The following is a 23,926-nucleotide window of genomic DNA, read 5'->3' as shown; positions in this document are numbered from 1 at the left end:
GGCAGTGTGGCGGGCGGCAACCGGCGCGGCGCAGACTCCTCGCGTGATCACGTCTGCGGACGCGAAACTCTGGTTCGACGGGCCGACGGGGATTTTTCACGGGCCTTCAATTGCCCTTGTAACAATGCGACCTGCTGAGCCAGATCATCGCGTTCGTGCCGTAGTTCACGGGCTTCCTGCGTGACGCGATCGTGCAGCTTCTCATGCCGCTCGGCAAGGCGCCTTTGTTCGGCGGCGTCCGCCGATATCCGCTCAACGTCGCCGACAAGCTGCTCATTGCGCTTCCGGACCTCGGAGAGCGCAGCCTCCGCCCGGCGTTGCGCGTCACGTGCGCCTTCGGTCTGCAGCATGACGCGTTTCTGGACACCTTCGAGCCGAGCCGTCGCACGGTCGACCTCTGCACGCAGGGCCGCTTCATGTTCGGCGTGGGTGGCTCGCAACGTTTCAACTTCACGACGATGGTCTGATCGCATGTCGTGCAGCGCCTGCTCCGATTGCGCACGGACGGCGTCCCTTTCGGCCACGGATGCTTCAGCCAGCCGGAGCGCAGCGTCACGACCAGCTTGGGCCTGCGCGTGGTCAGCAAGCAATGCGGCAAGTCGTGCCTGCTGGTCGCCAAGCTGGGCGCGAGCGGTGCGAACTTCGGCCTGAAGTTCCGCATTGGCTGTCTCGAGGGTCCCGGCGCGGGTGATGGCTGCCGCTGCTTCGACTTCGAGTTCGTCGCCACGCTGCGTATAGACCTGCTCGCCTCGCTCAACCGCGAGCGCCCACACCGACAGCATCGCAGTGGCGACCGCAGGCGGCAGTGCTGTGGCGAGCGCGTCGTTGCGCGTCTGCTCGTCCTTCCACAGTTTCAGCTCGTCATTAATGGTGGTGCGGCTGCCCTGGCGGATTTCTGCGTAGATCAGGTCGACGGTGAGTTCATGCGCAGGCCGGCCCGAGGCGACCAGTTGCGCGGCGGCTTTCCGGGTACGGATGCGGGTGTCACTGATACGGCTCATGGGCAGAGTTTCACCGTGAAAAGCGGTTGAAGAGGGCGTTTCGCCAGTGAATTATAAGCGTATATCATCGTATAACGTTATACATGTAACGATACAGGCATAAAATTTGTGATAACGCCCATAATCACAAGTTCTGGTCGTGTACGCTGCGAAAACTCCATTCGAAAACGCGTCTCACCATGAGCCTGCCCGTCACCGCCCCGGAATCTCCTGATATCGCCCTGTCGCTAGCGTTGCCTGCCGCCCTTGACGGGCGTGCGGGCACCAACCGCGCGCGGGGCGGCCACCTGCAGATTGCTGCGGACAGCGACGTCGAGGCCGTGCGCCTGTGGCTCGCGGAATATGCGGGTTCGCCGCACACCTTGCGCAGTTACCGCAGGGAAGCGGTGCGCCTGCTGCTGTGGGCCACCCGGGCGCTCGGCAAACCCCTATCCAGCCTCACACGCGAGGACTTCCTGCTGTACGAGCAGTTTCTCGCGGCGCCGACCGGCGACTGGGCCGATCCGACCCGCCCGCGGCGGGGTGGCACGCGACGGCTGTTCGACGGCCCGCTGTCGGAGCGCAGCCGGCATCAGGCGCTGGGCATTGTGTCGGGCCTGCTGTCCTACCTGGTCAGCGCCGGCTACCTGGCAGGCAATCCGCTTGCGTTGCGCCGCCGGACCGGCGCAGCGGCAAGGCGCACTCGACGGATCGAGCGGTATCTGGATCACGCGCTGTGGGACCACGTACTCGCCAGCGTCGAGCAATGGCCGCGGATCACCGCCCGCGATCACCAGCACTATGAGCGCAGCCGATGGCTGATCCGCCTGCTGTACCAAACGGGGCTGCGGGTCTCGGAAGCGGCGAATGCGAAAGCCGCAGACTTCTATCAGCGGCGGGGCAAATGGTGGCTGCACGTGGTCGGGAAGGGCGGCGCCGAAGGGGAGGTGCCCGTGAGCGTCGCGCTGATGGCGGACCTCGCCCGGTACCGGGTTTTTCATGGACTGGCACCGATGCCGTCGGGGAATGAGACGGCGGCCGCGGTGATGAGCGTCGCGGGCGACCCGTGCAGACATCTGACGCCGGCGGCGGTCTACCTGATCGTCAAGGAAGTGTTTCGACGCGCCGCCGATATGCTCGAAACGGGCGACGTAGCCGGCGCTGAAACACTGCGACGTGCATCGACACACTGGCTTCGTCACAGTGCAGCTTCGCATCAGGCCGATGCAGGCACGGACCTGCGCTTCATCCAGAAGAACATGCGTCATGCGTCGATCCAGACAACCGGCATCTATCTGCACGCCGAAGATGACCAGCGGCACACCGATACCGTGCGCGAACCCGAGCAGAACTGATCCCTGCAACACATAAACATAATGTGAGAGAATCACTTTGCTATTTAACACCATAAGAAATCGGGGGCAACATGGCGGACGAGAGCGCCAATCTCTGTTTCGACAAGTCCGGGGCGAAAGCCGACGATGTTCCGCAGTCTCATATAAATCGCATATTCAATGAGATGCTGCAGCGTCGACTGCATTCAAGGCGTACGACCAGCGCGAATACTTGCCCCTGCCTTGCGCCCCCCGCAATGGACCGGGCAACCCCAGTGCCATCACAGGCACCCCGTTTTATGTCGAGACCTTGACCTGGTCTGCCGCGCTTTCACCAGAAGGTGGATGCCCGCAATGTGCCGAGCAGTTGCACGTAATCCGAGCGCGGTGAGCAGGAGCCAACACACGATGAAGCAGACGAGCGTTAGTGCTTTCAACGCCGGGCCATCAATGCTCGGCTACATCTATCAGGTTCGGCTTGCGCTAGTGTGGGCAGTCAGGAAAAGCCGGACTGCAGACTTCGTTGTCAAAATTGAAGCACTCGATGACGTGAGTTTTCACGCCGACGGTGATTCTGTTGCGGTGTTGCAAACGAAACATGCACTCAATACCGCCGCGAGCCTTGGTGACCTAAGCGCCGAGCTCTGGAAGACATTGCGCGTCTGGCTGGTCGGTTCTTCGTCCGGCGAGATCCCGGTAGCTGTCTCGCATTTCCTGATCACGACGTCCACCGTCTCGGAAGGAACGGCATGTGAGGCACTTTCTTGCGACCAGACGAAGCGGAACGTGGAAACCGCCGCGAAGCTTTTGAAGCACGCCGCTACTACGTCAACGAACGAAGAGCTTTCCGATATCTTCAAAGCCTATCTCGCTTTGGAAGACGGCGCGAGAAAGGCGCTCCTCGAGAATATCTTCGTGGTCCCAGCGCAGCCGAACGTGGACGAAATCACTGATCAGTTGCAGTCAGAGCTTTACCACGTCTCACTGCATCACCATGAAATGGCCGTCCAGATGCTTGAGGGCTGGTGGCTGAGCCGCGTGGTCCACGGACTCGTAAGTGCCGATGACGGCATCAGCCGTGCGGAAATGGATGCGCAGATTCTTGAAATACAGGAGTCGTTGAAGCCTGATTCGTTACCTATTGATCAGGAAATCGATGCGCTGATGATCGCGCTCGATTCTTTGCCAGAGTTTGCTAATCGTCCGTTCTACAAGCAGGTCGAACTGGTCGGTGGCAGCAGGTTTCGCATCCATAATGCGATCACAAGTTACTTGCAGGCATTCCGTCAGAGATCCCTCTGGACCCGCCATGATCTGCTTTTTGAGACTGATCTGAAGCAATACGAAACGCGGCTGCTTCGCGAATGGGAACTCATCCGCGCCCAGGTTTGTGATGAACTGCAAGAGACCGCGGGCGAAGAAGAGATGAAGCGGGCTGGCCGGGCAATTCTGAAGTGGGCGGAAGACGGATTGGTGCCTATCAAGAAAGGCGTCAGTGTTCCGTGGGTATGTCGCGGGTCACTGCATATGCTTGCCGACGAGCGGCGGCTCGGCTGGCATCCCGATTTTGCAGGGCGTCTTGAAGCACTTCTCGACCTGCACGCCGAGGACAGTACGTCATGACATCATGGCACGAGCGAACTATTGAGCAGCGCAATCTCCTGAATCCTGCATTCTGTGCGGTTGTCCTGTGGCACATCGCGCTGGGATACAGGGAGGAGGCGCTCTCGACGGAATCAGACGAAGACGGTTTGCCGCTGGAACTATCGTTTGTGGCTACAAGCCTCGTGCTTCGTGGCCAGACGCGCTCGCAGCTACCCAGCACCATCCGAACCTCTCTCATCGCCTGGCTTCAGGATAATCCGCTTGAGCGATCCGCGATCGCAAGGGGAGTCGAAATATTGCGACCCTACGTGAGGGAAGCAATCATTTTTGGCGTTCATCACGGGGCGCTTATTACTGTCGGGCCGAGCGTGGCTCCGATTGACAGCGCAAAAAAGAAAATGACGAGCTATGTGAAACACGCGGGTCCTGATGTGCAGGATTGCGCCCGCCGGGGCCAGTTTGTAGGCCGCTGGCTACAAAAGAACGGAACATCTGCTACCACGCTTGCGCTTCTGGGACTTCAGCCATGATTCAGATAAGAGCGATCGTCGCATATAGTCATGACGGTCGTCACCGGGTATTGCCATTGGAGCCCGGAAAGGTGAACATCATCTCCGGCGACTCGCGCACGGGAAAATCCGCAATCCTCGGCGTAATCGACTATTGCTTCGGCTCGTCCGCACTCGATGTTCCCGAGGGAATCATCCGGCGGGGCGCCGGATGGTTTGGTCTTTTGTTGCAGACAACGCACGGGCAGGCGTTTATAGCGCGGAAGCTGCCTGTCGGTAACGGCAAATCGAACGAGGCAGTTTTCATCAAGATCGGCCAATCGCTCGATATTCCACAAGCCTCCGAACTTCGGCAGACCACGAACACCGACGGGCTGGCGGCGATGCTGGCGTCCTGGGTGGGGATAACAGACTATCTGCACGAGCCGCCGGCAGGACACTCACGTCCGCCGCTGTCCGCGACCTTCAATCATGCGCTCACGTTTTGCTTCCAGTCACAAAACGAGGTCGGCCAGAAGGGTGTCCTGTTTCATGGTGCTAGCGATCGCTTCGTAGCCCAGGCGATCAAGGACACCTTGCCGTACTTTCTTGGAGCCGTTACCGACGAATACATCCGGAACCAGCAACTGCTGAAACAGGTCCGCGCCGAAATCCGGCAACTCGAAAAGCGGCTGGCCGAAGCATCCGCAATCGTCGGCGACGGCGTAAGTCGTGCTGACACCCTGCTGGCAGAGGCTAAATCGGTCGGGCTGACCGAGATCGCGGATGACACTTCGTGGGCGGAGAAAGTGGAAGTCCTGAAACGAATACAGAACTCTCCGATCGCTCCGCCTGTTGCCGAAGGTGATGACCAGGCCGAATTCCATAGACTGACACAGAAACGTACTGAGTTATTGCAGGCACAACGCGCCATACAGGCTGCAATTGACAGGGCACGCGCGTTTGAAGGCAATTCTCGGGGATTCGCAAAAGAAGCCGCCGAGCATGTCGCGCGACTGGAGGCAATTTCCGTCTTTGAACCTTCTGCTCAAGGTCACGCGTGCCCATTGTGCCTGCAGGACCTTCCGGCAGCGTCCGCTGCACCGTCAATCGATGAACTGCGCGCAGCGAAGGATAATATCGGAGAGCGCGGCGGCGCGATGGATTCGGCGACGCCGCGCATTGAATCCGCGATTGTCGAGATTGAACAAAAACTCATAGAGAACCGTCGCGACCTAGAGACGAATCGCGAGTTACTTGGTTCCATCAAGCGGTCAAGCACGCGACTACAGCTCGCATCGGACACAGAGGCGCGTCAGGCCCTGGTAGTTGGACGTATCAGCCTATACGTCGAAAACATTCCGGAGATGCCCGACGTAAGTGAGCAACGCAACAAGCTTGCAAAGCTTAGAGAGCAGGAACTGGAGATCTACGAGGCCGTCAGTACCGACGCCATCCAGGAACGTCTGGAGTCTTGCCTATCCAACGTCAACCGCAGTCTCTCCGACTTCGCTGAACGTGTCGACCTCGAATACTCGGATAGTCCGCTGCGCCTCGACCCGAGGGCGCTGACTATTGTTGCAGACACCCCGAATCGGCCGATCCCGATGCGAGAAATTGGTAGCGGAGAAAACCACGTTGGCTACCACATCGTTGCGCATCTTGCCCTGCACAAGTGGTTCGCGGAACGAAAGCGTCCCGTTCCCTCATTTCTTCTGCTCGATCAGCTTTCGCAGGCACACTTCTCTCCCGATGCCGTCCAGCGCGGAAACGTGGATACCAGCAAAATCGATACGGACCGGAAGGCGGTCAAGGCGCTTTACAAGTTGATATTTGACGTGATTGAAGAGGAAAAAGGCCGCTTCCAGATTATTATCACTGACCACCCGGACTTCAGCGATGACCCACGATTTCAGACTGCCGTGCGTGAGCGATGGCGCAACGGGGTCAAGCTTATCCCGCAAGACTGGCCGTTATTGAGCTAGCAGTTCATTTCTATCTTCGTGCGTTTGCCGGACTGCTTTTCTACTGATTTTCTTCTGCGAGTCCAGATTAAGAGCGCTGTTCCGGCTTCCCTCGACCTTCGCTTGTTCCCGCGACGGTTCCGCGCAAGGGTCGCACACCGGAAGACGCAGCAACCGTGGATCATAGAAAGAGGGCGTGTCATGCTTAGTCAACGAACAAGGCTATCGCTGTGTCAGTTTTTGGCCCTTCAGGAGCCGACGGTCTGCACCGTACTGCTCGGCAAGGCCGGTATCTTTTCGGATCTGTATCCGGCGCTGCTGCTTCGCGGCCTCACGGATACGCTGACCCGCGCCGATCAGAATGCAATGATGGTCCTGCTTGACGAAATTGTTCGCACGCAAGGCAACCTGCGGTCCGCAGTTAGCCCAAGGTACCGCTTCGAAGAACGCTGGATCGACCTTGTGCAATGTCTCGTGCTCGATGGCTACGTGGTTGAGGACAGGGAGATCCGGGCGAGCGATCCGTCAATCGGGGATGCCGCTCCGGTCGACGATGATCTGTTGCGGGAGTTGGGAAGCTGCGCCGCATCACGTGCTTCAGAGATCATTCGCAAGATTAACGAATCGACAGAAATGTTTCGTGTGACGCCTCCGAATTACAACGCATCTCTCAACGCCGCCCGCGTCGCGCTTGAGACACTTGCTGTGGATATCGCAGAAAGCCTGAAGGCATTGAAGGACCAGAACTACAACCCAGCAAAATGGGGGGGCGTGATCTCCTATCTGAAGACAGCCGGACTGATTAGTATGGAGGAAGAGAAAGGCTTGGCCGGCGTCTATGGTTTCATCAGCCCCGGGTCTCATCGGCCAGTCGGAGTCTCAGAAGAGCAGATGGCTCGGCTCGGCCGATCACTCGCGCTGGGCATGTGCTGGTTTCTGCTGAAGCGAAAACTCGGCTCGGGATTGTAAGCACAACGTTACGCAGGGATTCTCATGCAAAACCAATATTACAATTTGCTGATGTCCGGCAATGACGAAGCTTGGACCGGTACATCGTGGACGATGGGTTACGACCGGGTCTTCGAATATACGCATGATAGTGTGAAGCAGCGTTTCAGCATTTCGGACGAGAGCGCGCTCGCCGCGCTGATGTCATTGCCCACTCTATTTGCGTACGAGAAATATCTTAAGGCTCCCGCCCGCGTCGGCCGGATTACCGGGCTGACGAGCAGGCAGTCAGAATTCGGCTTGACGTTTGCGCTTGATCCCACCATCCCGGAAATATCTCCACAAGTTTTTTCGGGCCTGTTGGATGCACTGGATATCGGGTCCAAGGGGGAGGTCAACCGTACCCATTGGGCAGTCAAGAACGTCGATCTCGGCCAAATACTTCACGCTGCACGCATTACATCCAATCCGATACTCGCGCCGCAAGCGCGACCTCCGCGCGTTTTCATCTCATATTCCTGGGATTCACCGGAGCATCGTACATGGGTCGCGCAACTGGCGACGGCTCTGCGGCGCGACGGCATCGACGTAGTCCTGGATCAGTGGCATCTCGGCCTTGGTGAGGACCTGAGCACGTTTATGGTCAGGGGCGTCCGAGAAAGTGATCGCGTGCTTGTTATCTCAACCGAGCAATATGTGCGCAGGGGATACGAACGGCAGGGCGGTGTGGGCTATGAACAGATGCTCGTAAGCAGTCACATCATGCATGACGTCGGAACAAATAAATTCATTCCTGTTGTGCGCCGATCTTCCGTCGGCGAAGCTTTCGTCCCCCACGATCTGCAGGGACGGAGATATTTGGACCTGACCGACGGCCCGGATGCAGAAAATGCGTACAAGGACCTGGTTCGGGAGCTTCACAACGTTCCAATCCCGGTGCCGCCGCTAGGCCCTCGTCCAGTTTCATTTTGATCACCCCGATTCAGCGATCTGTGCACTTGCGGGCGACTCAGGTGTACAACGTGCAACGATTCACACAGCGGAAGCGCAACTGGAGTGTGTCACCTTGAGCGCGTGCTAGCCGCTGCGATCACTTCAGGCGTGTCGCCTTTGTTTGATTGCACAGGGAAGATCGATGAGCACTTTTGAACGAGATTGAGAGATGGACTTCCGTCACATATCGACCATTGATGAGTTACGTGATTTTTTGGGCAACAGGGGTTTGACCGGAATTGATAGCGAATACTCGTCTACGATGTCGAGCCTCAAAGAGCAGTTTGGTGCGAAGGGCATCCACGTCAATCGATGGTGGGTCATGACTGGCTCGGATTGGCTGTGTCCCGCGTGCGGACGCTCAAAGCCCAAAATTGTCCGTCTTGACCAGCACCACTTCCTTATGGGTCAGTTGCATGAGCACCACGATCATATGAGGGACCTTGTTCGTAAAATGTTTTTGGCCGAAGCGGTAAAAAGGCAGGTCGTAGTCGCGGATGAACTGGCCGAGAAATTCGCGATCAGGACGGCGTTTGGACTCTCTGCCTATGACAACACGGTAATCTGCTCCGACTGCAATTATGCGGATGCACAGGCAAAACGCTTGGCAGGCACACATAAGGACTTCTCCTTTTCCCCCGCAGAGATCAGGCAGTTCGTCGAACCACGACCCAACGTGGGACCGCATCTTATCGATGGCACGATCGCCAGGAGAATCTGGGATGAGGGGCGTGCCATCTTCGCAATGCGAATGGCTATGGTAAGCAGAGTCGCCAAGATGGCGGCTAGCAATCTTCATTGGTATCAAGCGTCCGAGGTAACCGCAGCTCGAACTGAGAAAAGAGCCAAAGAAATTTTTAGTTGGACGGGACTCGATGAACTAGCGAGACGCCTGGGCGCCAATGGTGTGCCGGAGACGCTTCTCTATCGTACGAGTGTCAGGAGGGGGAGTTCGGCGTCGTGGCGCCTCAAGAAGACAAAAAAGGCACGCAATGCTATTCCATCCGCGCAAGACATTCAGTTGCTGGAAGGAACGAGAGGTAAATTCTGGAGTCGCGTCGGACCCGATTGGCAGTGCGGCTGCTGTGAGCGATCGCGGTTTCAGTGTGTGCGTCCATCTGGAAAGACTCCATGGGTATTTGAGGTGAAGGAGAAGGTACTTTATGACCCTACGGCTCAGCACCGGCACACTGTTTACGACCTGTGCGAAGACTGTAGCAATGTCGCCAGGCACCTCGCACGCGAAGCCTTGGATACCGCCGAGGCCGATTTGCGCGATCCGAGTTCGATCGTTTCGCTTGCTGAGTTGAAGGAGGTGATCTGTCAGCGGCCCCACGCTCATCACGATGTGGACAATGAAAAGGTCGACGCCCTTTTGCCTCAATTGATAGAGCGGATAAGCGTCTATCAGGGTGGGGATCGACCAGTGCCGCTTCTGGGGTTCCCGCCTGATCGCCGTTGATCATGAAGTCGTTCAGCATGCTCCAAACCACAGCAATGGCTAGTCGTTGCGGAGCTACGCATGGATAAGCCCTAGACAAATTTCCCTACTGCTTTGGCAAGCTCGATGTCAAACTCTCGGCACTGATCCAGCAGTGTTCCGAGTAGCTTCCACATCGTAGCTTTCTCAGCCTTCATATTGGGGATTTGTGCCCGTCCCGCCGCGGCGCTGAGGTGAAATGTCGTTGCGAAAATTTCACTTAACTTGACGCTGATGCCTTCGCACAGGCCTTCCGTCATAAATGCAAGATCTAGCCGTTGTCTGATGAATTCCATGAAGTCGCGCGTGTATTCCTGTACGAGGCCCGGTGCGGCGTTTTCTCGCCGCGTTTGATCTAACATCAAGGTATGGTCGGCCCAGCCTTTTCGAAGTGCTTTTAGGGCGGACTGCGCCCGGACCGTCTCAATCTTGCGCTGTCGAATGATGTCTTCGTTGATTGTTCTCAGGCGATCGACAATCTCAAGCTGTAGGCGTGTCTTGAGTCTTCGTTCGGTAGCAATGATTTTCTGCAGCGCTTTAGCGGATTTCGGCAGAAGGTCAGCCGTGACTGTCAAGTTCCGCTCGGCTAGCCTCTCTAGCTCGGAGCCCTCGCGATATTTGACAACGCACTGATCGAGTCGGCACTTGCGCGAAATGTCTAATCTGGCTCCTGCATGCCTTTGGAGCTCCCCGCTTGAGAGCCAGTCGATTTCCTTGGTGGAGAGCGGGACCGGTACAAGCAGCACCCATTCCGATACTGTAAAACCGTGATTATGAGCACGGGTAAACGATTCTAAGATGGCGTCTCGATTTGCTTTCTGAGTGATGTTTTTGAAAAACTTTGCTTGGAAAACGGTAACATTCCCTAAAGCCGGGTCCGTAACAATGATCCCGTCCACGCCGCCGTCGCCACCCGCGAGCCGCACGTTATGAAATCTCGGATCCTCCTTTGCAAGAAGCCTGCTCCACAAAACCTCATGAAGGTCGCCTGCTGCCCTGTGGTTGCCACCCTGCTGGTCTAAAATGTCGTTGTAGATCGACATAAGCTTCTATATCCCCTTCGGTTATGTATGGTTTGATTCATAGCCGATCCAACGGCCGTCGGCAAAAAAGGGGGATCCGTCGTCCCATCCGCCGATGAGCCACATGCTTTCCATCATATCGGCCAGAGCATCCGCGGTTGGCGCAGTCAGGCTCTGAATTGGGAAAGTCCTGAGCGACGCAGACGGCCGCCTGATACGGCGCCCTCCTGCACCGGGACGTTCCCGGTGGATTTCGACATCCTCAATTCCTTCGAGGTTGGCTGCGATCAAGGCGGGTCCTTGCAGACCGAGTTGATGCGCCACAGTCGCCACACGGTCGACCGCGTTCACAAGATGCCGCTCAATATCCCTACCAAGAACCACGATTTCGGGGTCGTCGCCTACACGCTCGCCGATGGTCGTGGCGACTTCAAATAACCCGGGTCTCACTAGACGAAAGGACCATCTTGCTTCACGATTCGGTTTGTTTACAACATGCCGAGGCGGGTCGCTGGACCACCACTGGTTTTCGTCCTGACCATCCTGCACTCGCGCATCGATTGACGGTGGAAACTGCGGACGGGTCGCTTTGACCGCGGCAGCACTGAGACGTGGGTGATCGAGGGACGCTATCGGGATAACGCACACCACCAGTTTGGGATCTTTCACGAGAACTGGCGAGGGCGTGGCGACGCGCGAATGCAAAAATCTGCTGATGGCTTCTTCGGCTTCTCCCCAACGACTCGTCGAAGGCGTCGTTTCCGGAGCTTTCAGAAGCTCCTCGATAGCGATCGAGATGTTTCTTTCCAGAATGGCAGAAAAATCTGAGCGCGCTTTACGGCGCTGTCCATCGGGTGCGCTTTCCTCGAGCGTATAGCGGGCAGGGTGGCGAAGATGATGTAAATCGAACGGCAGATTTTCGGGCGGACCGAAAGCCGTGTTCATGGCAAGAAGGATTCGGGCGAGGCCCTTCGATTTCAGGGCATAGCCGTACTCACCCATCACGTTCGGATTCGGCAGCAGCTTTCCCACACCGGATGCTGCCACGAAAGTCATGTCTGCTAGAAAGATATCGCACTCATCGATCTTGCGGAGTATGGTCTCGTTGATCGGCGGCGTTCCAGCGACACCTTCTGTATCCGCTTCGACCGAGATTGGGACGCCAAAGTGTGCGCTTACCCTCTCGGCTGCGGCATCGGCTGCTTTCCGGATGAAGTCTTTGCAGCACTTGTTTTCGCGATCGCTTTGCCAGGAATAGAAGATTTTGAAAGTCTTCGTCGGTATGTTGTTTCTCAAGGTCTGGGTTCCAAGGTCTAACCTTCGATTACTGTCTTCCTGCGGCTGCCGTGTCAGCAGAAACTAGGGCGCTCAGGGCGGTTATCAGCATCGCCGTTTTACGGGCGTCGTTCTCGTGGATCTGAAAAGTCGATACCAATGACGCTTAGTCCGTAGACTGCCTCGGAACGCTCGGCGACCAACTCCTCGGCCCTTGCCTGAAGTAGGGAGACGAGCTCAGCAAAACCAATCAGCTGTTTATCACCGGGGCGTTGCCATTGACGCTTAGGTTCAGTGTTCCCGACAACGTACACGCCATAGTTGACGCTAGCTGCGCGTAGATATTGGCCAACTAGTTGCACCTCGAGACGCTCAAGTAGTTTTTCGGCAGTCCAATGGTCGAGGTTCGCCAATTTCACTTCGACAGGCAAGGCATTGATGTCTGGAATCTCGACGCGCAAGTCTGGCCGCTGATTGAGGTCAATAGTACTTTCCTGCGTTACGGAAAACCATTGCAGCGAACGCTGATCGAGTTGGCGTTTGAGGAATCCTTGGAAGTGCACTTCTTTATCTTCTTTGCGCACCTGAAGCCGATCGGTGGCGTTCTCGGAAATCTCGACACTCGCCTTGATATCCAGCAAGAGACGAGTTGCCAGCTGGTAAAGCTGATAGTTAGAACGCGGCTTGTGCCGATAATGCATGCCAAACGCCTGAACGTCCTCTGGAAACCATGCCGCCGGATCGGCCTGCGTGCCTTTTCTTTTCTCCAGCATACTCAGTATCCAATCGTGCTCGTCCGACAGTAAGGAATCGTTGAGGAATCCTTCTAGTACTGTGTCGGCTTCGCGGGAATCAGAAGTACGCAGTACTTCCCAAAGTCGGGACCGGAAATCTTGAGCATCGTCCCTTGGCAGTGGGGAATACGCCCCCTTGCCTGCACGGTCGATATCGTCCTCTCTGCGGACGTGACGGCTAACGAGGGGAATCAACAGAGCCAGTGATGACGGAGCGAGCAAGGAGGAGCCCCCCATGGGCAGCGCCGCGCCGTAGTTCCCGCCAAGCATTGAGCAAAGGCGAACCACTAACTCATCAGAGTCATCTGAACTGCAAGCTTTTGTGGCGGTTTCAAGGCGCTGAACTGCCGGTATGGCGTCTAGTCGCAGCCATATGCTCATCCATGCAAGCCAGTGGGCATCGCTGACGGCATACAACTGTACTCTGGCAGGTGCCAGCGCGAGGAGGTCATCGTAAAAAGGAACCCCTGTGCGGAGGAGTGTTGTCGTGGCCTGCCTCAGGACATTGCTATTCAGCGGGTCTCGCTTTGACAGACATTGACGTACGGCATTTGCCGCCGCGGTAGTAGGGGACTTCGATTCGGACAGCTTGGCCAGTACCTCATGGACGAGCGGAGTGTTCGCCGGGTACCCGAATTCGGCATCGATGGCGGGTTTCAGTGCATCTCCGACCTCGTTGGGAAATGCATTTGCCAAAGCTTCGAACCAGTCTGGCAAACCGTTAAGTTCGCTGCAGGCATATCTCACGGCGCGGTTCACATCCGCGCCATTAAGTTGATCGACCCCCATGACCCCGGACTCCCACGCCGTTTGCAGGGCAATCAGACCGAGCACGACTCGACCGTCCACCGAATTCTTCTCTTGTCGTTCGTGTGGCAGCCGTGGTGAAAATATCTTCCAGATAGTGGCACATCCTTCCTGAGCAGCAGTGGTAAGTGAGGCACCCCACTTGGAGCGAACCTTGTCCCATGCTGAGATACTGTACTTAGACGAGCTGCCGTCCTCCATCGGTCCAACTAGGTACCGGAGCGCAACGGGGTATTTTCCTGACTTTACTCCCGCCAGATGGGTCCATAACCAAAACTGTGATTTGATCGCGTTCTTTGTCCGCACAATCTCCATGTGACGCATCGTCCACCAATGGGCTGCCAGCAGACGGTTACGCACATATTTATCGTATCGCAGCCAGATCGGCGCAATTAGCCGGTTGCGAATGTGCCTCAGTACCAGTGCCCGAAGGTCTCCGCGAGCGAGCGCCCGTCGGAGTTCCAAGACCGTTGTAGGGAGCGGGTTTCGTGTCGACCAGAATATATTGAGCGCCGCTTCCATGGCGATTTTCCGGTCACGGCCATCTGCGCGCTCAAGAGAGTCGGTTAGCATCCAGGCAATGTCGGGAGGTGCCCACGGCATCAGACTGACATGTGGGTTGAGAGTGTGTGTTGGGGGCTCCCGGCCATTCTGCGATGCGCGGTATCGCGTGACCCGCCTCCAAAAAATGGCTTGACGTAGTTTGGCGTTCTTTGCAAGCGCATCTCGCGTTTTTTCGCGATGTGATTCGACATCAGCATCGCCCTTGGGATCGAACATGATGTCGTGTTCGACGTGCAATATAGCCTCGAACACCGTGTCGATGTCCGCTGCCGGGAACTTCGGCTGTGCCAGGACTACCGATAGACAAAGGGGCATCAGGTCGGACACCCAGTAATACTGTTCGGATACACGTCGCGAGACACTGATGGGCGCGCTCGCAATCATGTCGACGAAGCCGCGCAGAAAGTAAATCGCACTTGAACCATCCAGAGACTGCGTCAACCGATCTCGAACAGCGTTCAGGAACTCGATCTCGTAGCGAGTGACCAAAGTCGCCCTCTGCAGCAATTCCAGGGCCTCTGCCACCGTAAGAACAGAAGGGAACAGCGTCTCAAACAGATATCCAAGGGTTCTATTGTCGATGCTCTCCAGTTTTTGGCAACTCATTGCCAACTGTCGTCGATGCTCACTGGTGCCTGCTTCGCGGATGGCAAGGACGCAATAACGTTTTAGAGACTCGGCACTCTGAGGGTTTTCGAAGAGCTTAAGCGCACCGTCGATGCAACCGGGAAGCCTTCCCTCCATGATCATCATGAGAAAATCGGCCTTCAATGAGTCGGAGACGTCCGGGTCCGTGAGGTAGGTCGAGATATCTTCTGCAAGGCCGGCGTCTGCAATCCGGGCCAGCGCCTCTAGGCTGACATCGATGGAGACATATTCGCGTCCGCGGTACTTGCGCACGATGGCGTCAAGAACACGCTTGCGATGTTCAAGTGACAACGCCGCTGGGTCGCCCCACTGCAAGTGGATCTCCGGTGCCGTTTCCACGAGCAGGTTCGTCAACCTTTTGCGCCAGGGCGCTACGTCAGAGCTAACCAGCCATGCAGCGACGGGGGCTAGGGATGCGCGCAATGTCGTCGCACCGTCTTCCTGGACAAACAGAATGCCCTGGAGTGCCTCGAACGGACAGTTGTGCTCCATCAGCCGCTCAATCCAGGAGGCGGCAAGAAATTCGACGTGTGACCGATGGTGAAAAGATAGAGCCCCTCGACTTTCAGAGTCGAATATCGCACGGTCCAGCAACGCGCGCCTCTCGTTTGGCTTCCAGTCGCTGGGCAGAATGCGTTCAGGTGAGAGGCGCTTTTGGTCTGCGACGTGACCGTCGTCCGCAACTTCGAACTTGAGATTCCGGCATAGCACGGCGGCAGCAGCCAGGTATTCGGCGCCAAACCTAGCTTGCTCGGAAGTTAGCGGGTCGCCCTTTTCCTTGTTAGGCACCTCGGCAAGCAGCTTTTTGACCATGTAGTCGGTCAATGCGGTCAGGCCACTCAGCGTTCCTTTTTCCTGCCAGTAGGCGTACAAGTTTGAAACGTCCAGTGGTCGACCGGCAAAGGGCCACGCGTTATGCTCGCCTAAGGCGTCGAGAAATTGCTGTGCATTCCGTATCCCTCTGCTTTCTGCAAACTGGCGAACCTGCACGGCCGTAAGTGGGAGAATGGTTGTAACTAGGATTTCGCTGCTGCCCGAATCTGGTGTGCCGCCGCCACTAGGAACGGCAAACCGCTCTCGCAATGCATCGCGGTCGGTCTGTGGGCGCCATTCGCTGATTCTCGAGCTGACGATCAGGCGCGCCCGATAGCGAGCAGCCCCTAATGCTTTGCTAAGCCGGTCCAGCGCGACGATGAAGTCATCGTCTCGTTTGAGCTTTGACTCATCGACCGCATCCAGTAGGAATAGGGCCGGGACGCCTGAGTTTTTCCATCGCTTCAGACGGTCGAGTTCCTCGTCCGACAGGATTTTGTCGATATCCTCGGTGACGAGTTGCTCCAGTCGGAGGATGAAACTGTCGGGGTTGCGGCGGTGTTGGGCGCGCAACTCTTCCGATTTGCCGCTGCCCGGCTCGCCGAGAACAACAACGAGCCGATGGGCCAGCAGGGCGTGCCAATCAAGCTGATACTGTTTACCTGCAAATTCGGCGACATAGCTCCGTCTTGCCGCTTCGTCTACAGGCTCATCGTCTCGATAAACCTCGAATCTTCGACCAAGTTCAATAAATCCTGCATCTTGATTTCGCGTGCCGGCGGGCGAAATCCCGTCCTCAGCCTCTTTAATGCGCTTTGCATCCAATTGGTCCCTCGACGGATTTGGTTTGTCCCCGGTTCGATCCTGTCCGATTCTACGACACGCGCCAGATGTTTCATGGAATGCGACGTTGGCTCGACCGGGCAGGCCGTAGTCGTCTTCCCGCCGATGCCAATCGATTTGAGGCGACGCCCGTTGTGTCTCCTGTATCTGAGGCAGACAGGCACGATCATGCGCCCGACCGGCGGCTTCACTGACACCTAGATCAGCAGCCCGACCGCGATGGCAAGCGCCGCGCCGAAGCGAGACCAGTGGCCGCCGCGGTTATCGCTTCGCGAGAAACGTTATAGTAAGCTGCTTGAGAAAGCTGGCCTTTTGAGCACGCGGGTGGTCTGATAATCGGGGGATGAGGATGCATTTGAAGAAGCTGGTCGTCCGCAATTTCAGGCGGCTACGCAACGTCGTAATCGATCTTGCGTCCGACATCTCGATTTTTGTCGGTGCGAACAACAGCGGTAAGACATCGGTTGGGCACGCTCTCCAGTTGTTCACTGAAGGCGGCCGCTTCAACATTCACGACTTCAGCGCCGAACTTTGGTCCGACATCGTTGCGTTCGGCGAGGGTGAGGGGGAAGCGTCCCTGCCTAGGATGGAAATCGACATCTGGCTCGAAATCGGTCCGGACGATGTTCACCGCGTCATCGATCTTCTGCCCAGCCTGGCTTGGGAAGGCACGCTGGTGGGGATGCGTGTCGCCTACGTGCCCAGAAATCCCGCGGAGACGCGGGCCCGCTATGTCGAAGTGCGTCAGCGCGTGCTTGATGCGGTCGCAAAGGATGACGACGAAGCGCCCGTCTTCGACCCCTCGCCACGTAACCTGCGGGAGTTCCTCCGCGACAGGCTGCACGACGAATATGAACTACGCCATTTTGTACTGGATCCTGCTCGGTTCGACACGAACATGGTCGCAGAGGATGGCTATGACCCGGCCTTTCTCACCGGTCGTGACCGGAGCGGGCGTGAGATCTTGAACGGCCTTCTTCATATCGACTTCTTGAACGCGCAGCGCCATCTCTCGGACGGCCCCGGTAGCTCGCGCGCCGAGGATCTCTCCCACGTACTCAGTCGCTTCTACGGGCGCAACCTCGAACAGAAAGGCGAAGATATCGAGGCGTTGCGTGCCCTGGCAGCATCCGAAGTCTCGCTCAATGAGCATCTTGAGCGGGTGTTCGAACCGACACTCAAGAGCTTGTCGAAGCTCGGTTATCCGGGTCTCTCAAACCCGCGCATGATGATCCGCTCGGCGCTCGACCCGGCCAAGATCATGAACGGTCGCGATGGCGCGATCGTCCACTATGCGCTGGGGGCCGACGACGGGAATCCCGACCCGCCCACTCTACCCGACCACTATAACGGCCTCGGCTTCAAGAACCTTATCTTCATGGTCGTCGAACTGCTCGACCTCCACGCCCAATGGCTGGCGATCGAGGACAACCGTCCGCCGGTCCACCTGATTTTCATTGAGGAGCCCGAGGCGCACCTTCACGCCCAGCTTCAACAGGCCTTCATCCGCCAAGTGATGGGCATCCTCGCGCTCAAGGACGAGGACCGCACGCACTGTACGAACCAGATCGTCGTCACGACCCACTCGACTCACATTCTTTACGAACGAGGCTTCCGGCCGATCCGCTATTTTCGTCGCAGCCGTGTGCAGAATGTGCCGACCTCCGATGTGCTCAACCTATCGGTTTTCTACGACAGCACCGCCCCGGACATCCGTAGCTTTCTTGAGCGCTATTTGAAGCTTGCGCACTGCGATCTCTTTTTCGCCGACGGCGCCGTGCTGGTCGAAGGCAATGTTGAGCGGCTGCTATTGCCGCAGATGATCGCTAATGCCGCGCCGCGACTGCAGTCGACCTATCTTACCGTGCTCGAGATCGGCGGGGCGTTCGGCTACCGATTCAAGGCGCTGATCGAGTTTCTCGGCCTGACGACGCTCATCATCACCGATCTTGACAGCGTGTTCGGTCCACTGGCGAAGGACGGGGAGGTCGCTGACCAAGCTCAGCTGGAAGACAGGGAGCTGGCTGCTGAGAATGCGCTGGTCGCCGACGCGGACGCTGAGGACATAGACGATGAAGAGGAGGATGCACCTGCGGCCACGGATAAGCCCGGCAAGGCGTGCATCGCCGGTCATCCGGGCGCGGCGACGTCCAATCAGACTTTGCGTCAATGGCTACCGAAGTGCGACACGGTCGCCGCCCTGTGGGATGCGACGGCTGAGCAGAAGATCCAGCCGCGGGCGAACGACAACGATGCTTTGGTACGGGTTGCCTATCAGTACCGGATCGATGTCACCTGGGGCGCCGAGACCCTGGTACTCGCCGGGCGCACGCTGGAGGAAGCATTCGCGCTCGAAAATCTGGAATGGTGTCAGGACAAGGATCGCAGGCCGCTTCAGCTCCGCATTGCTAAGGCTGGCGAGAAGGGTCTAGCCACACTTGCGGAGCGTATCCACAAGCGCGTGCAGGCAAAGAGCTTCAGCAAGACCGACTTCGCGCTCGCCTTGCTCGCCGAAGATCCGAGTAACTGGTCGGTCCCGACCTATATCGTCGAGGGCCTGCGCTGGCTCGAGACCGAGATCGCGCCGCCGTCGCTGGACAATAACGAAGACGAGGAGCAACCGCAGGGAGGCGGCCCTGAACTCAAGGGCGGACCGGACGTCGCTGGCGATGAGGTGGCGGCGTGACGAGCCGGATTGGCAGCCCCGACACACAAGCCGACCTAGACGTTCGAGCTTGTCTCGATCGGACGCCGCCGCGCTCGTTCGTCATGGTAGCCGGCGCAGGTTCAGGGAAGACGACCTCGCTGATCAAGGCTATCGCGCACCTGGCCGAGACTCGCGGTACTGCGCTGCGTCGCGCGGGACAGCAAATTGCCTGCATCACATATACCGAAGTCGCTGTCGGTGAAATTTTGTCCGACGTCGGCGTCTCGCCGCTATTCCACATATCGACGATCCACAGTTTCTTGTGGTCGATCATCCGGCCGTTCCATACCAATATCGCGAGCTGGGTGGTCACCCGCATCGAGGAGAAGATCGCGGAGCGACGCGAACACTACAACAGGCCCCGGACGCAGGAGAGAACGAAGGCGCGCCTCGAACAGGAGATCGCTGATCTCGAGGCCGAGTTGGGTGCGATCAGTAGAGTCGAGAAGTTCGTCTACGGCAATGGCAGTAGCTACACCGAGGGCATTCTCGGCCACGACGATATCCTCAAGCTCACCCCTGCCTGTGTCGCTTCGCATCCGCTGTTGAGACTACTTGTTGCTAAGCGCTTTCCTTACATTTTCGTCGACGAAAGCCAAGACACCAATCCGGAGGTGGTGGAGGCGCTGCGACACATCGCGGGAGTGCATCCCGATATGTGCGTTGGTTTCTTCGGAGACCCTATGCAGAAGATCTATATGAGCGGAGCAGGTACTGTCCCGCTGAACGACGGCTGGGCGGAAGTCACAAAGCCCGAGAACTTCCGCTGCCCGACATCGGTGCTTGGGGTCATCAATGCGATCCGCGTCCCTTGCGACGGCCTAGAGCAGGTGCGGGGTCGGACGGTGACCGTTGATGGCATCCAGCAGCCGGTCGTGGGCACCTCTAATCTGTTCGTCCTACCGGCGGGCGGGGATCGGAGCGCGCGCCTCACCGCTGTCAGGCGGTGGTTGGCGTCCGAAACCGGGGACGACCTCTGGCTAAGCGATGTGCGGGAAGGCGATGTCCGCCTACTTGTGCTGGTGCACCGCATGGCGGCCACCCGGCTCGGCTTCCCTAATCTGTATGCGGCGCTCAATGACCGAGCCCCGATGAGTCTGAGTGAAGGATTGAACGATGGAACAGCTTGGCCGGTCCGCCCAGTCGCCCAGCACATACTTCCGCTTGTCATTGCGGCGCGAGCGGGAGATCAGTTCACCGTGATGTCGACCCTGCGCAGCGAAAGCCCGAAGCTCGAACCCGAGCGGCTTCGAGGACAGACGACGGCACCTGTTCTGAGAGCGCTGCAGCAAGCGCTCGATGGGCTCGTCGCTCTGTTGGCAGAAGGATCGCGGGCGACCGTCCGAGATGTCTTGGTGCATGTGCGCGATAACGAGCTGCTGCGCCTCGACGACCGCTTTGGCGTGCATCTGATTGCCGAGTCGGTGGACGACGGCAGCAGCGGATTCGAGAACGTTCAGGCCTACCTAGCGTGTGGTGTCGACGAACTCTGGGCTTACCGGCGCTACTTCACCGAGGAATCACCGTTCGCGACCCATCATGGTGTGAAAGGTGCCCAGTTTGAACGCGTTTTGGTCGTGATCGACGATGAAGAAGCTGGCTTCCGGCAATATTCCTATGGAAAGTATTTTGGGTACATCCCGCTCTCGGACAGCGACGAAGCCAAGATAGCGGCAGACGAAGAGTCCGTACTTGATCGAACACGTCGCCTCTTTTACGTGTGCTGCTCGCGGGCGGTGAAGGACTTGGCAGTCGTGGTCTTCGTTCCCGATGTCGCGGCGGCCCGCGCTGCAATCGTTGAGAAAAATCTGTTTCCCGAGGCCGTAATCCGGAGTACAGAGCATCTGGGCTGACGCCATCGAGTCAAAGAGCAACCAGTCTGAGGACTCGGCGTGTTGTCCGTTCGCGGCAGGTGCCTCGTGCACGCGCCCGCAGGGCAGGGCGGATTATGGATCGATCCGGTGGTTGCCGAAGCTTTGAATGAACGCGATTCGGGCGCCATACGTGAAGGCATCAGTCGCGTCGCTCATGCAAGCGCGTAGCGACATCCATGGCAATCTCATCCAGGAGCTTCAGTAGTTCCTGTGTCCCCAAGAACCGACAGGGCAGTCATAGTGATCTCTTTTAGAGCAGGAATGGGAAGGTGGCAGGCGGGAATCGACGCCACGCGCCTGCGTGACATCGAACAGAGTCGCCGCCGGAATTCGATCTGCCGCCGCCGACCAGCCACCCCAGCAACCGAAGCGCGCATCGCTGCCGGCGCAACTGCCGCGCCCAGAGATCCACCGCGAGCCGGACAGCACCGTATGTCAGTGTGCTGCGAGGGCGAGGGTATGCCGTGCATTTTTCTCTCGACCACTCAAAACAAGCAAATTTGTGAATGTGCCATTAACGGAACAAATCTGTGAATGTCGAATGAGGGTGAGAGGCCAAGTAGCAAACTTGTGAATGTGCGATTCAGGAGGCAAATTTGTGAATAGCGAAGGAAGCGTTGCTCGCGTTCACATATTTGCTCCGAAGCACTCTTCGCCATGGAGCCGCCATTTTCGTAAACGCACTCCTCGAAGATCTGCTTTCCAAGCGGCGAAATAAGGTACCGTGCGCCTTCTGCCTCGACAGTTCCTTCATGGCGAGCCCAGGCAAAGTTGAACTCACGACGGACGGCACCTGCCTTCTTGATGGTAAAGGGCTCGTTTTCGCCGTTCAGAACGTAGTTGAGCTTGAGGCTGCGCAAGGCCTCGCGCAGCTTGGGGACCTGCGCCCCGGGACTGGGCTGGAAGATGGCGAAAAGATCGGACTCGGTGAGCTGCCAGTATGGAAAGGCGACGAACTGACGGGGATCGTCCTTGCTTTCTCGCTCGCCTCCCAAATGGATCGCCTGGACACCTTCCGTGAAGGTATGAAATTCCCCCGTCAGATCGATCAGGATGATCTTGCCGCCGATGCGGGCGGCTTCCTGGACGGATCCGTGCCACGGTCCAGCTCTTGCCTCCTCCTGTAGCACCAAGCACCGCACAGTGCCTGCCAAACATATGAGCGGGGCTGACATTTACGCCGAGACGCTAATCGTCGTGCATGGGCACAACGACGGCGCACGCGGCCCCATCGCGCGTTTCCTCGGAAGAATTGGCTTCCAGTCGATAATTTTTGCACGAATAGGCGAGCCAGAACCAAGCAGTCATTGAGAAGATCCAGAACTATCAAGATGTTAGTTTCGCTATCGTGCTTCTGACACCCGACGACGAAGCGTCCGTGATGGGCGGCAAGCCTGACGTCGTTGAGGATGCAAAAAGTATGAATCGAGTTTCCGGGGTTGCAAATATTAATAATTTTAATGATCCAGCGTGACCAAGTCGGGCTGAGGCTGTGGGTATCGAGGCTCACATTTTAGTTCATTGAGCATTAAAAAACGTCAGGCAATTTCCTAAAAATCTACAAGTTCGATTTACGAAACTGATTGAATTGCCTGTCCGTGAGCGCGGATCGCCCATAACATATCAGTTTATTCTTCGCGTTCGGGCCGCATCGCCGCAATGTCAATTCGAGAATTTGTTAGAAATTTAATATTCGTACGTGTTAAGAATTGATTTTGCGTTTATCTCCAAGACTGATGTGTGATTATAAAAAAATATGATATTTAAACGGATTAAAAATCTTCTAGAGTGATGTTTGCGGGATGGTGCCGAGGAACCCAACGTCTTTGCAGGTGCCAAGCAGTAATGACGCTGCGGGTAAGTAGCGTGACGATGCTTGAAAGGGGACATCATGAGCGAAACGCGGGTGTCGGAATGAAAATCGCCTTTCATTTTAATGCCGACGACCAGAGTTTGACGGATGACTACGGCACATCAATCGTCCGGAGAGTATTTCGGTCGCTGCTGGGAAGGCGCGGCCTGAGAATCGATTCGAGAATACTCCTCGGTGATCTGCGCCTCCACGAATTGACTATTTCGCGCGCAAACATGATTTTATCGGAATATGGGTTGGTGCCGGAAATCACCCGCACTCTGGCAACCCAGATGTTACTCGATTCAAGAAATTCCAGTTACTGCACTTTAACGCGAAAATCCGCGCAGACAATTCTTACTCACAATATTTTCGCAGTCTACCTGAAAAATGTCAATTTCTGGCAGACTAAACACCTCGACAATCACCTCAGGAGATTTCAATCCTATATCGGCGCCCTTGAAATTAACGATAACGACCCCCTCCATATTTGCCTATACCGACATCAACTTATAGAGTCATACCATATTAAAGGTAGAAAATTGGATATTATTGCAGATTCTGATGACGATGAAGAAATTTCAGGGTCTGTCATTTTCCGACTTATGCGCCTTGGTTTCGATTCGGTAAGGATCAAGCATGTTCTGACGTACTAACTATTCAGTGCGCACGGACCGACATGATCAATGTTACAGAGATCTATAAGGGCAGGGCATATCAAAAGTAAAAGCGTCTAAAACTCGCGCGTGCGTCAGCGTGGGTAGAGAACGGATCTTTGCCGGCACGGTGTACATCTTCGCGGCCAGGCCGTCGAAACCGCAGCGCATATCCGTAAATCTCGCGGCACCCCGGATGCGCGTGTTTGGGAGCGAACCAATCATCGGCTCAGGCGCGCTGGATCTCCACGCGCGGCGCGTGGGGATCCACGCTCTCTT

The 23,926-nt window shown here is 57.0% G+C and carries 15 protein-coding genes; 10 read left to right on the top strand and 5 right to left on the bottom strand.

Annotated features, from left to right (window positions below; all coding sequences use genetic code 11):
- Positions 1-47 precede the first annotated feature (47 nt).
- Complete coding sequence (locus BUS12_RS09145) at positions 48-1,001, bottom strand: DNA-binding protein (protein WP_074295398.1); 954 nt, start codon at positions 999-1,001, stop codon at positions 48-50.
- A 179-nt stretch (positions 1,002-1,180) separates the two neighbouring features.
- On the opposite strand from BUS12_RS09145, the gene BUS12_RS09140 reads away from it, so the two are divergent.
- The 7 genes from BUS12_RS09140 to BUS12_RS39105 all read left to right on the top strand — a co-directional run bounded on the left by BUS12_RS09140 (position 1,181) and on the right by BUS12_RS39105 (position 9,774).
- Positions 1,181-2,335 carry a tyrosine-type recombinase/integrase gene (locus tag BUS12_RS09140; protein WP_074295397.1) on the top strand — a complete coding sequence of 385 codons (1,155 nt, stop codon included), beginning with the start codon at positions 1,181-1,183 and terminating at the stop codon, positions 2,333-2,335.
- A 387-nt stretch (positions 2,336-2,722) separates the two neighbouring features.
- Positions 2,723-3,937, top strand: a complete 1,215-nt coding sequence (locus BUS12_RS09135; protein WP_074295396.1) for an ABC-three component system protein — start codon at positions 2,723-2,725, stop codon at positions 3,935-3,937.
- Positions 3,934-4,449 carry a three component ABC system middle component gene (locus BUS12_RS09130; protein WP_074295395.1) on the top strand — a complete coding sequence of 172 codons (516 nt, stop codon included), beginning with the start codon at positions 3,934-3,936 and terminating at the stop codon, positions 4,447-4,449. Before BUS12_RS09135 ends, BUS12_RS09130 begins: the two co-directional genes overlap by 4 nt.
- Before the next feature lie 71 nt (positions 4,450-4,520).
- Positions 4,521-6,392, top strand: coding sequence for a DUF3732 domain-containing protein (locus BUS12_RS09125; RefSeq protein WP_171991620.1), 1,872 nt, complete (start codon positions 4,521-4,523; stop codon positions 6,390-6,392).
- 180 nt (positions 6,393-6,572) lie between these two features.
- Positions 6,573-7,340 (top strand): hypothetical protein, encoded by a 768-nt coding sequence (locus BUS12_RS09120; protein WP_074297302.1) that lies wholly within the window; start codon positions 6,573-6,575, stop codon positions 7,338-7,340.
- A gap of 24 nt (positions 7,341-7,364) precedes the next feature.
- Positions 7,365-8,291: a toll/interleukin-1 receptor domain-containing protein gene (locus tag BUS12_RS09115; protein ID WP_074295393.1), complete on the top strand. Its 927-nt coding sequence runs from the start codon at positions 7,365-7,367 to the stop codon at positions 8,289-8,291.
- Positions 8,292-8,481: 190 nt separating this feature from the next.
- The gene (locus tag BUS12_RS39105) at positions 8,482-9,774 is read left to right on the top strand and encodes a hypothetical protein (protein WP_216352705.1); all 1,293 of its coding nucleotides are present in this window, start codon (positions 8,482-8,484) and stop codon (positions 9,772-9,774) included.
- A gap of 71 nt (positions 9,775-9,845) precedes the next feature.
- Here BUS12_RS39105 and BUS12_RS09105 read toward each other — a convergent pair whose 3' ends face one another.
- From BUS12_RS09105 to BUS12_RS09095, 3 genes are all read right to left on the bottom strand, one after another.
- Positions 9,846-10,835, bottom strand: a complete 990-nt coding sequence (locus tag BUS12_RS09105; protein WP_074295392.1) for a hypothetical protein — start codon at positions 10,833-10,835, stop codon at positions 9,846-9,848.
- A 21-nt stretch (positions 10,836-10,856) separates the two neighbouring features.
- Positions 10,857-12,110 (bottom strand): hypothetical protein, encoded by a 1,254-nt coding sequence (locus BUS12_RS09100; RefSeq protein ID WP_074295391.1) that lies wholly within the window; start codon positions 12,108-12,110, stop codon positions 10,857-10,859.
- Positions 12,111-12,208: 98 nt separating this feature from the next.
- Entirely contained in the window at positions 12,209-16,540 is a 4,332-nt protein-coding gene (locus tag BUS12_RS09095) for an NACHT domain-containing protein (RefSeq protein WP_143788285.1), read from the bottom strand.
- A gap of 367 nt (positions 16,541-16,907) precedes the next feature.
- On the opposite strand from BUS12_RS09095, the gene BUS12_RS09085 reads away from it, so the two are divergent.
- Both BUS12_RS09085 and BUS12_RS09080 read left to right on the top strand, forming a co-directional pair.
- The gene (locus tag BUS12_RS09085; RefSeq protein ID WP_074295388.1) at positions 16,908-19,244 is read left to right on the top strand and encodes an ATP-dependent nuclease; all 2,337 of its coding nucleotides are present in this window, start codon (positions 16,908-16,910) and stop codon (positions 19,242-19,244) included.
- Positions 19,241-21,118 carry a UvrD-helicase domain-containing protein gene (locus BUS12_RS09080; protein ID WP_074295387.1) on the top strand — a complete coding sequence of 626 codons (1,878 nt, stop codon included), beginning with the start codon at positions 19,241-19,243 and terminating at the stop codon, positions 21,116-21,118. The genes BUS12_RS09085 and BUS12_RS09080 overlap by 4 nt, the downstream gene beginning before the upstream one ends.
- Positions 21,119-21,916: 798 nt before the next feature.
- Here BUS12_RS09080 and BUS12_RS09070 read toward each other — a convergent pair.
- Complete coding sequence (locus tag BUS12_RS09070) at positions 21,917-22,297, bottom strand: helicase HerA domain-containing protein (RefSeq protein ID WP_074295385.1); 381 nt, start codon at positions 22,295-22,297, stop codon at positions 21,917-21,919.
- Positions 22,298-22,984: 687 nt separating this feature from the next.
- On the opposite strand from BUS12_RS09070, the gene BUS12_RS09065 reads away from it, so the two are divergent.
- Positions 22,985-23,647: a hypothetical protein gene (locus tag BUS12_RS09065; RefSeq protein ID WP_143788284.1), complete on the top strand. Its 663-nt coding sequence runs from the start codon at positions 22,985-22,987 to the stop codon at positions 23,645-23,647.
- The last annotated feature ends 279 nt before the right edge of the window (positions 23,648-23,926 follow it).

This window comes from Paraburkholderia phenazinium, assembly GCF_900142845.1.
Lineage (GTDB): Bacteria > Pseudomonadota > Gammaproteobacteria > Burkholderiales > Burkholderiaceae > Paraburkholderia > Paraburkholderia phenazinium_A.
Note: the sequence above shows the minus strand (reverse complement) of the source record. Positions and strands in the feature narration are given on the sequence as shown.

Excerpts from the sequence above, each read along its gene's own strand:
- BUS12_RS09105 (WP_074295392.1), bottom strand. The coding sequence starts at position 10,835 with ATGTCGATCTACAACGACATTTTAGACCAGCAGGGTGGCAACCACAGG.
- BUS12_RS09140 (WP_074295397.1), top strand. The coding sequence starts at position 1,181 with ATGAGCCTGCCCGTCACCGCCCCGGAATCTCCTGATATCGCCCTGTCG.
- BUS12_RS09115 (WP_074295393.1), top strand. The coding sequence starts at position 7,365 with ATGCAAAACCAATATTACAATTTGCTGATGTCCGGCAATGACGAAGCT.
- BUS12_RS09070 (WP_074295385.1), bottom strand. The coding sequence starts at position 22,297 with ATGTTTGGCAGGCACTGTGCGGTGCTTGGTGCTACAGGAGGAGGCAAG.
- BUS12_RS09120 (WP_074297302.1), top strand. The coding sequence starts at position 6,573 with ATGCTTAGTCAACGAACAAGGCTATCGCTGTGTCAGTTTTTGGCCCTT.
- BUS12_RS09145 (WP_074295398.1), bottom strand. The coding sequence starts at position 1,001 with ATGAGCCGTATCAGTGACACCCGCATCCGTACCCGGAAAGCCGCCGCG.
- BUS12_RS09130 (WP_074295395.1), top strand. The coding sequence starts at position 3,934 with ATGACATCATGGCACGAGCGAACTATTGAGCAGCGCAATCTCCTGAAT.
- BUS12_RS09135 (WP_074295396.1), top strand. The coding sequence starts at position 2,723 with ATGAAGCAGACGAGCGTTAGTGCTTTCAACGCCGGGCCATCAATGCTC.
- BUS12_RS39105 (WP_216352705.1), top strand. The coding sequence starts at position 8,482 with ATGGACTTCCGTCACATATCGACCATTGATGAGTTACGTGATTTTTTG.
- BUS12_RS09085 (WP_074295388.1), top strand. The coding sequence starts at position 16,908 with ATGCATTTGAAGAAGCTGGTCGTCCGCAATTTCAGGCGGCTACGCAAC.
- BUS12_RS09065 (WP_143788284.1), top strand. The coding sequence starts at position 22,985 with ATGACGCTGCGGGTAAGTAGCGTGACGATGCTTGAAAGGGGACATCAT.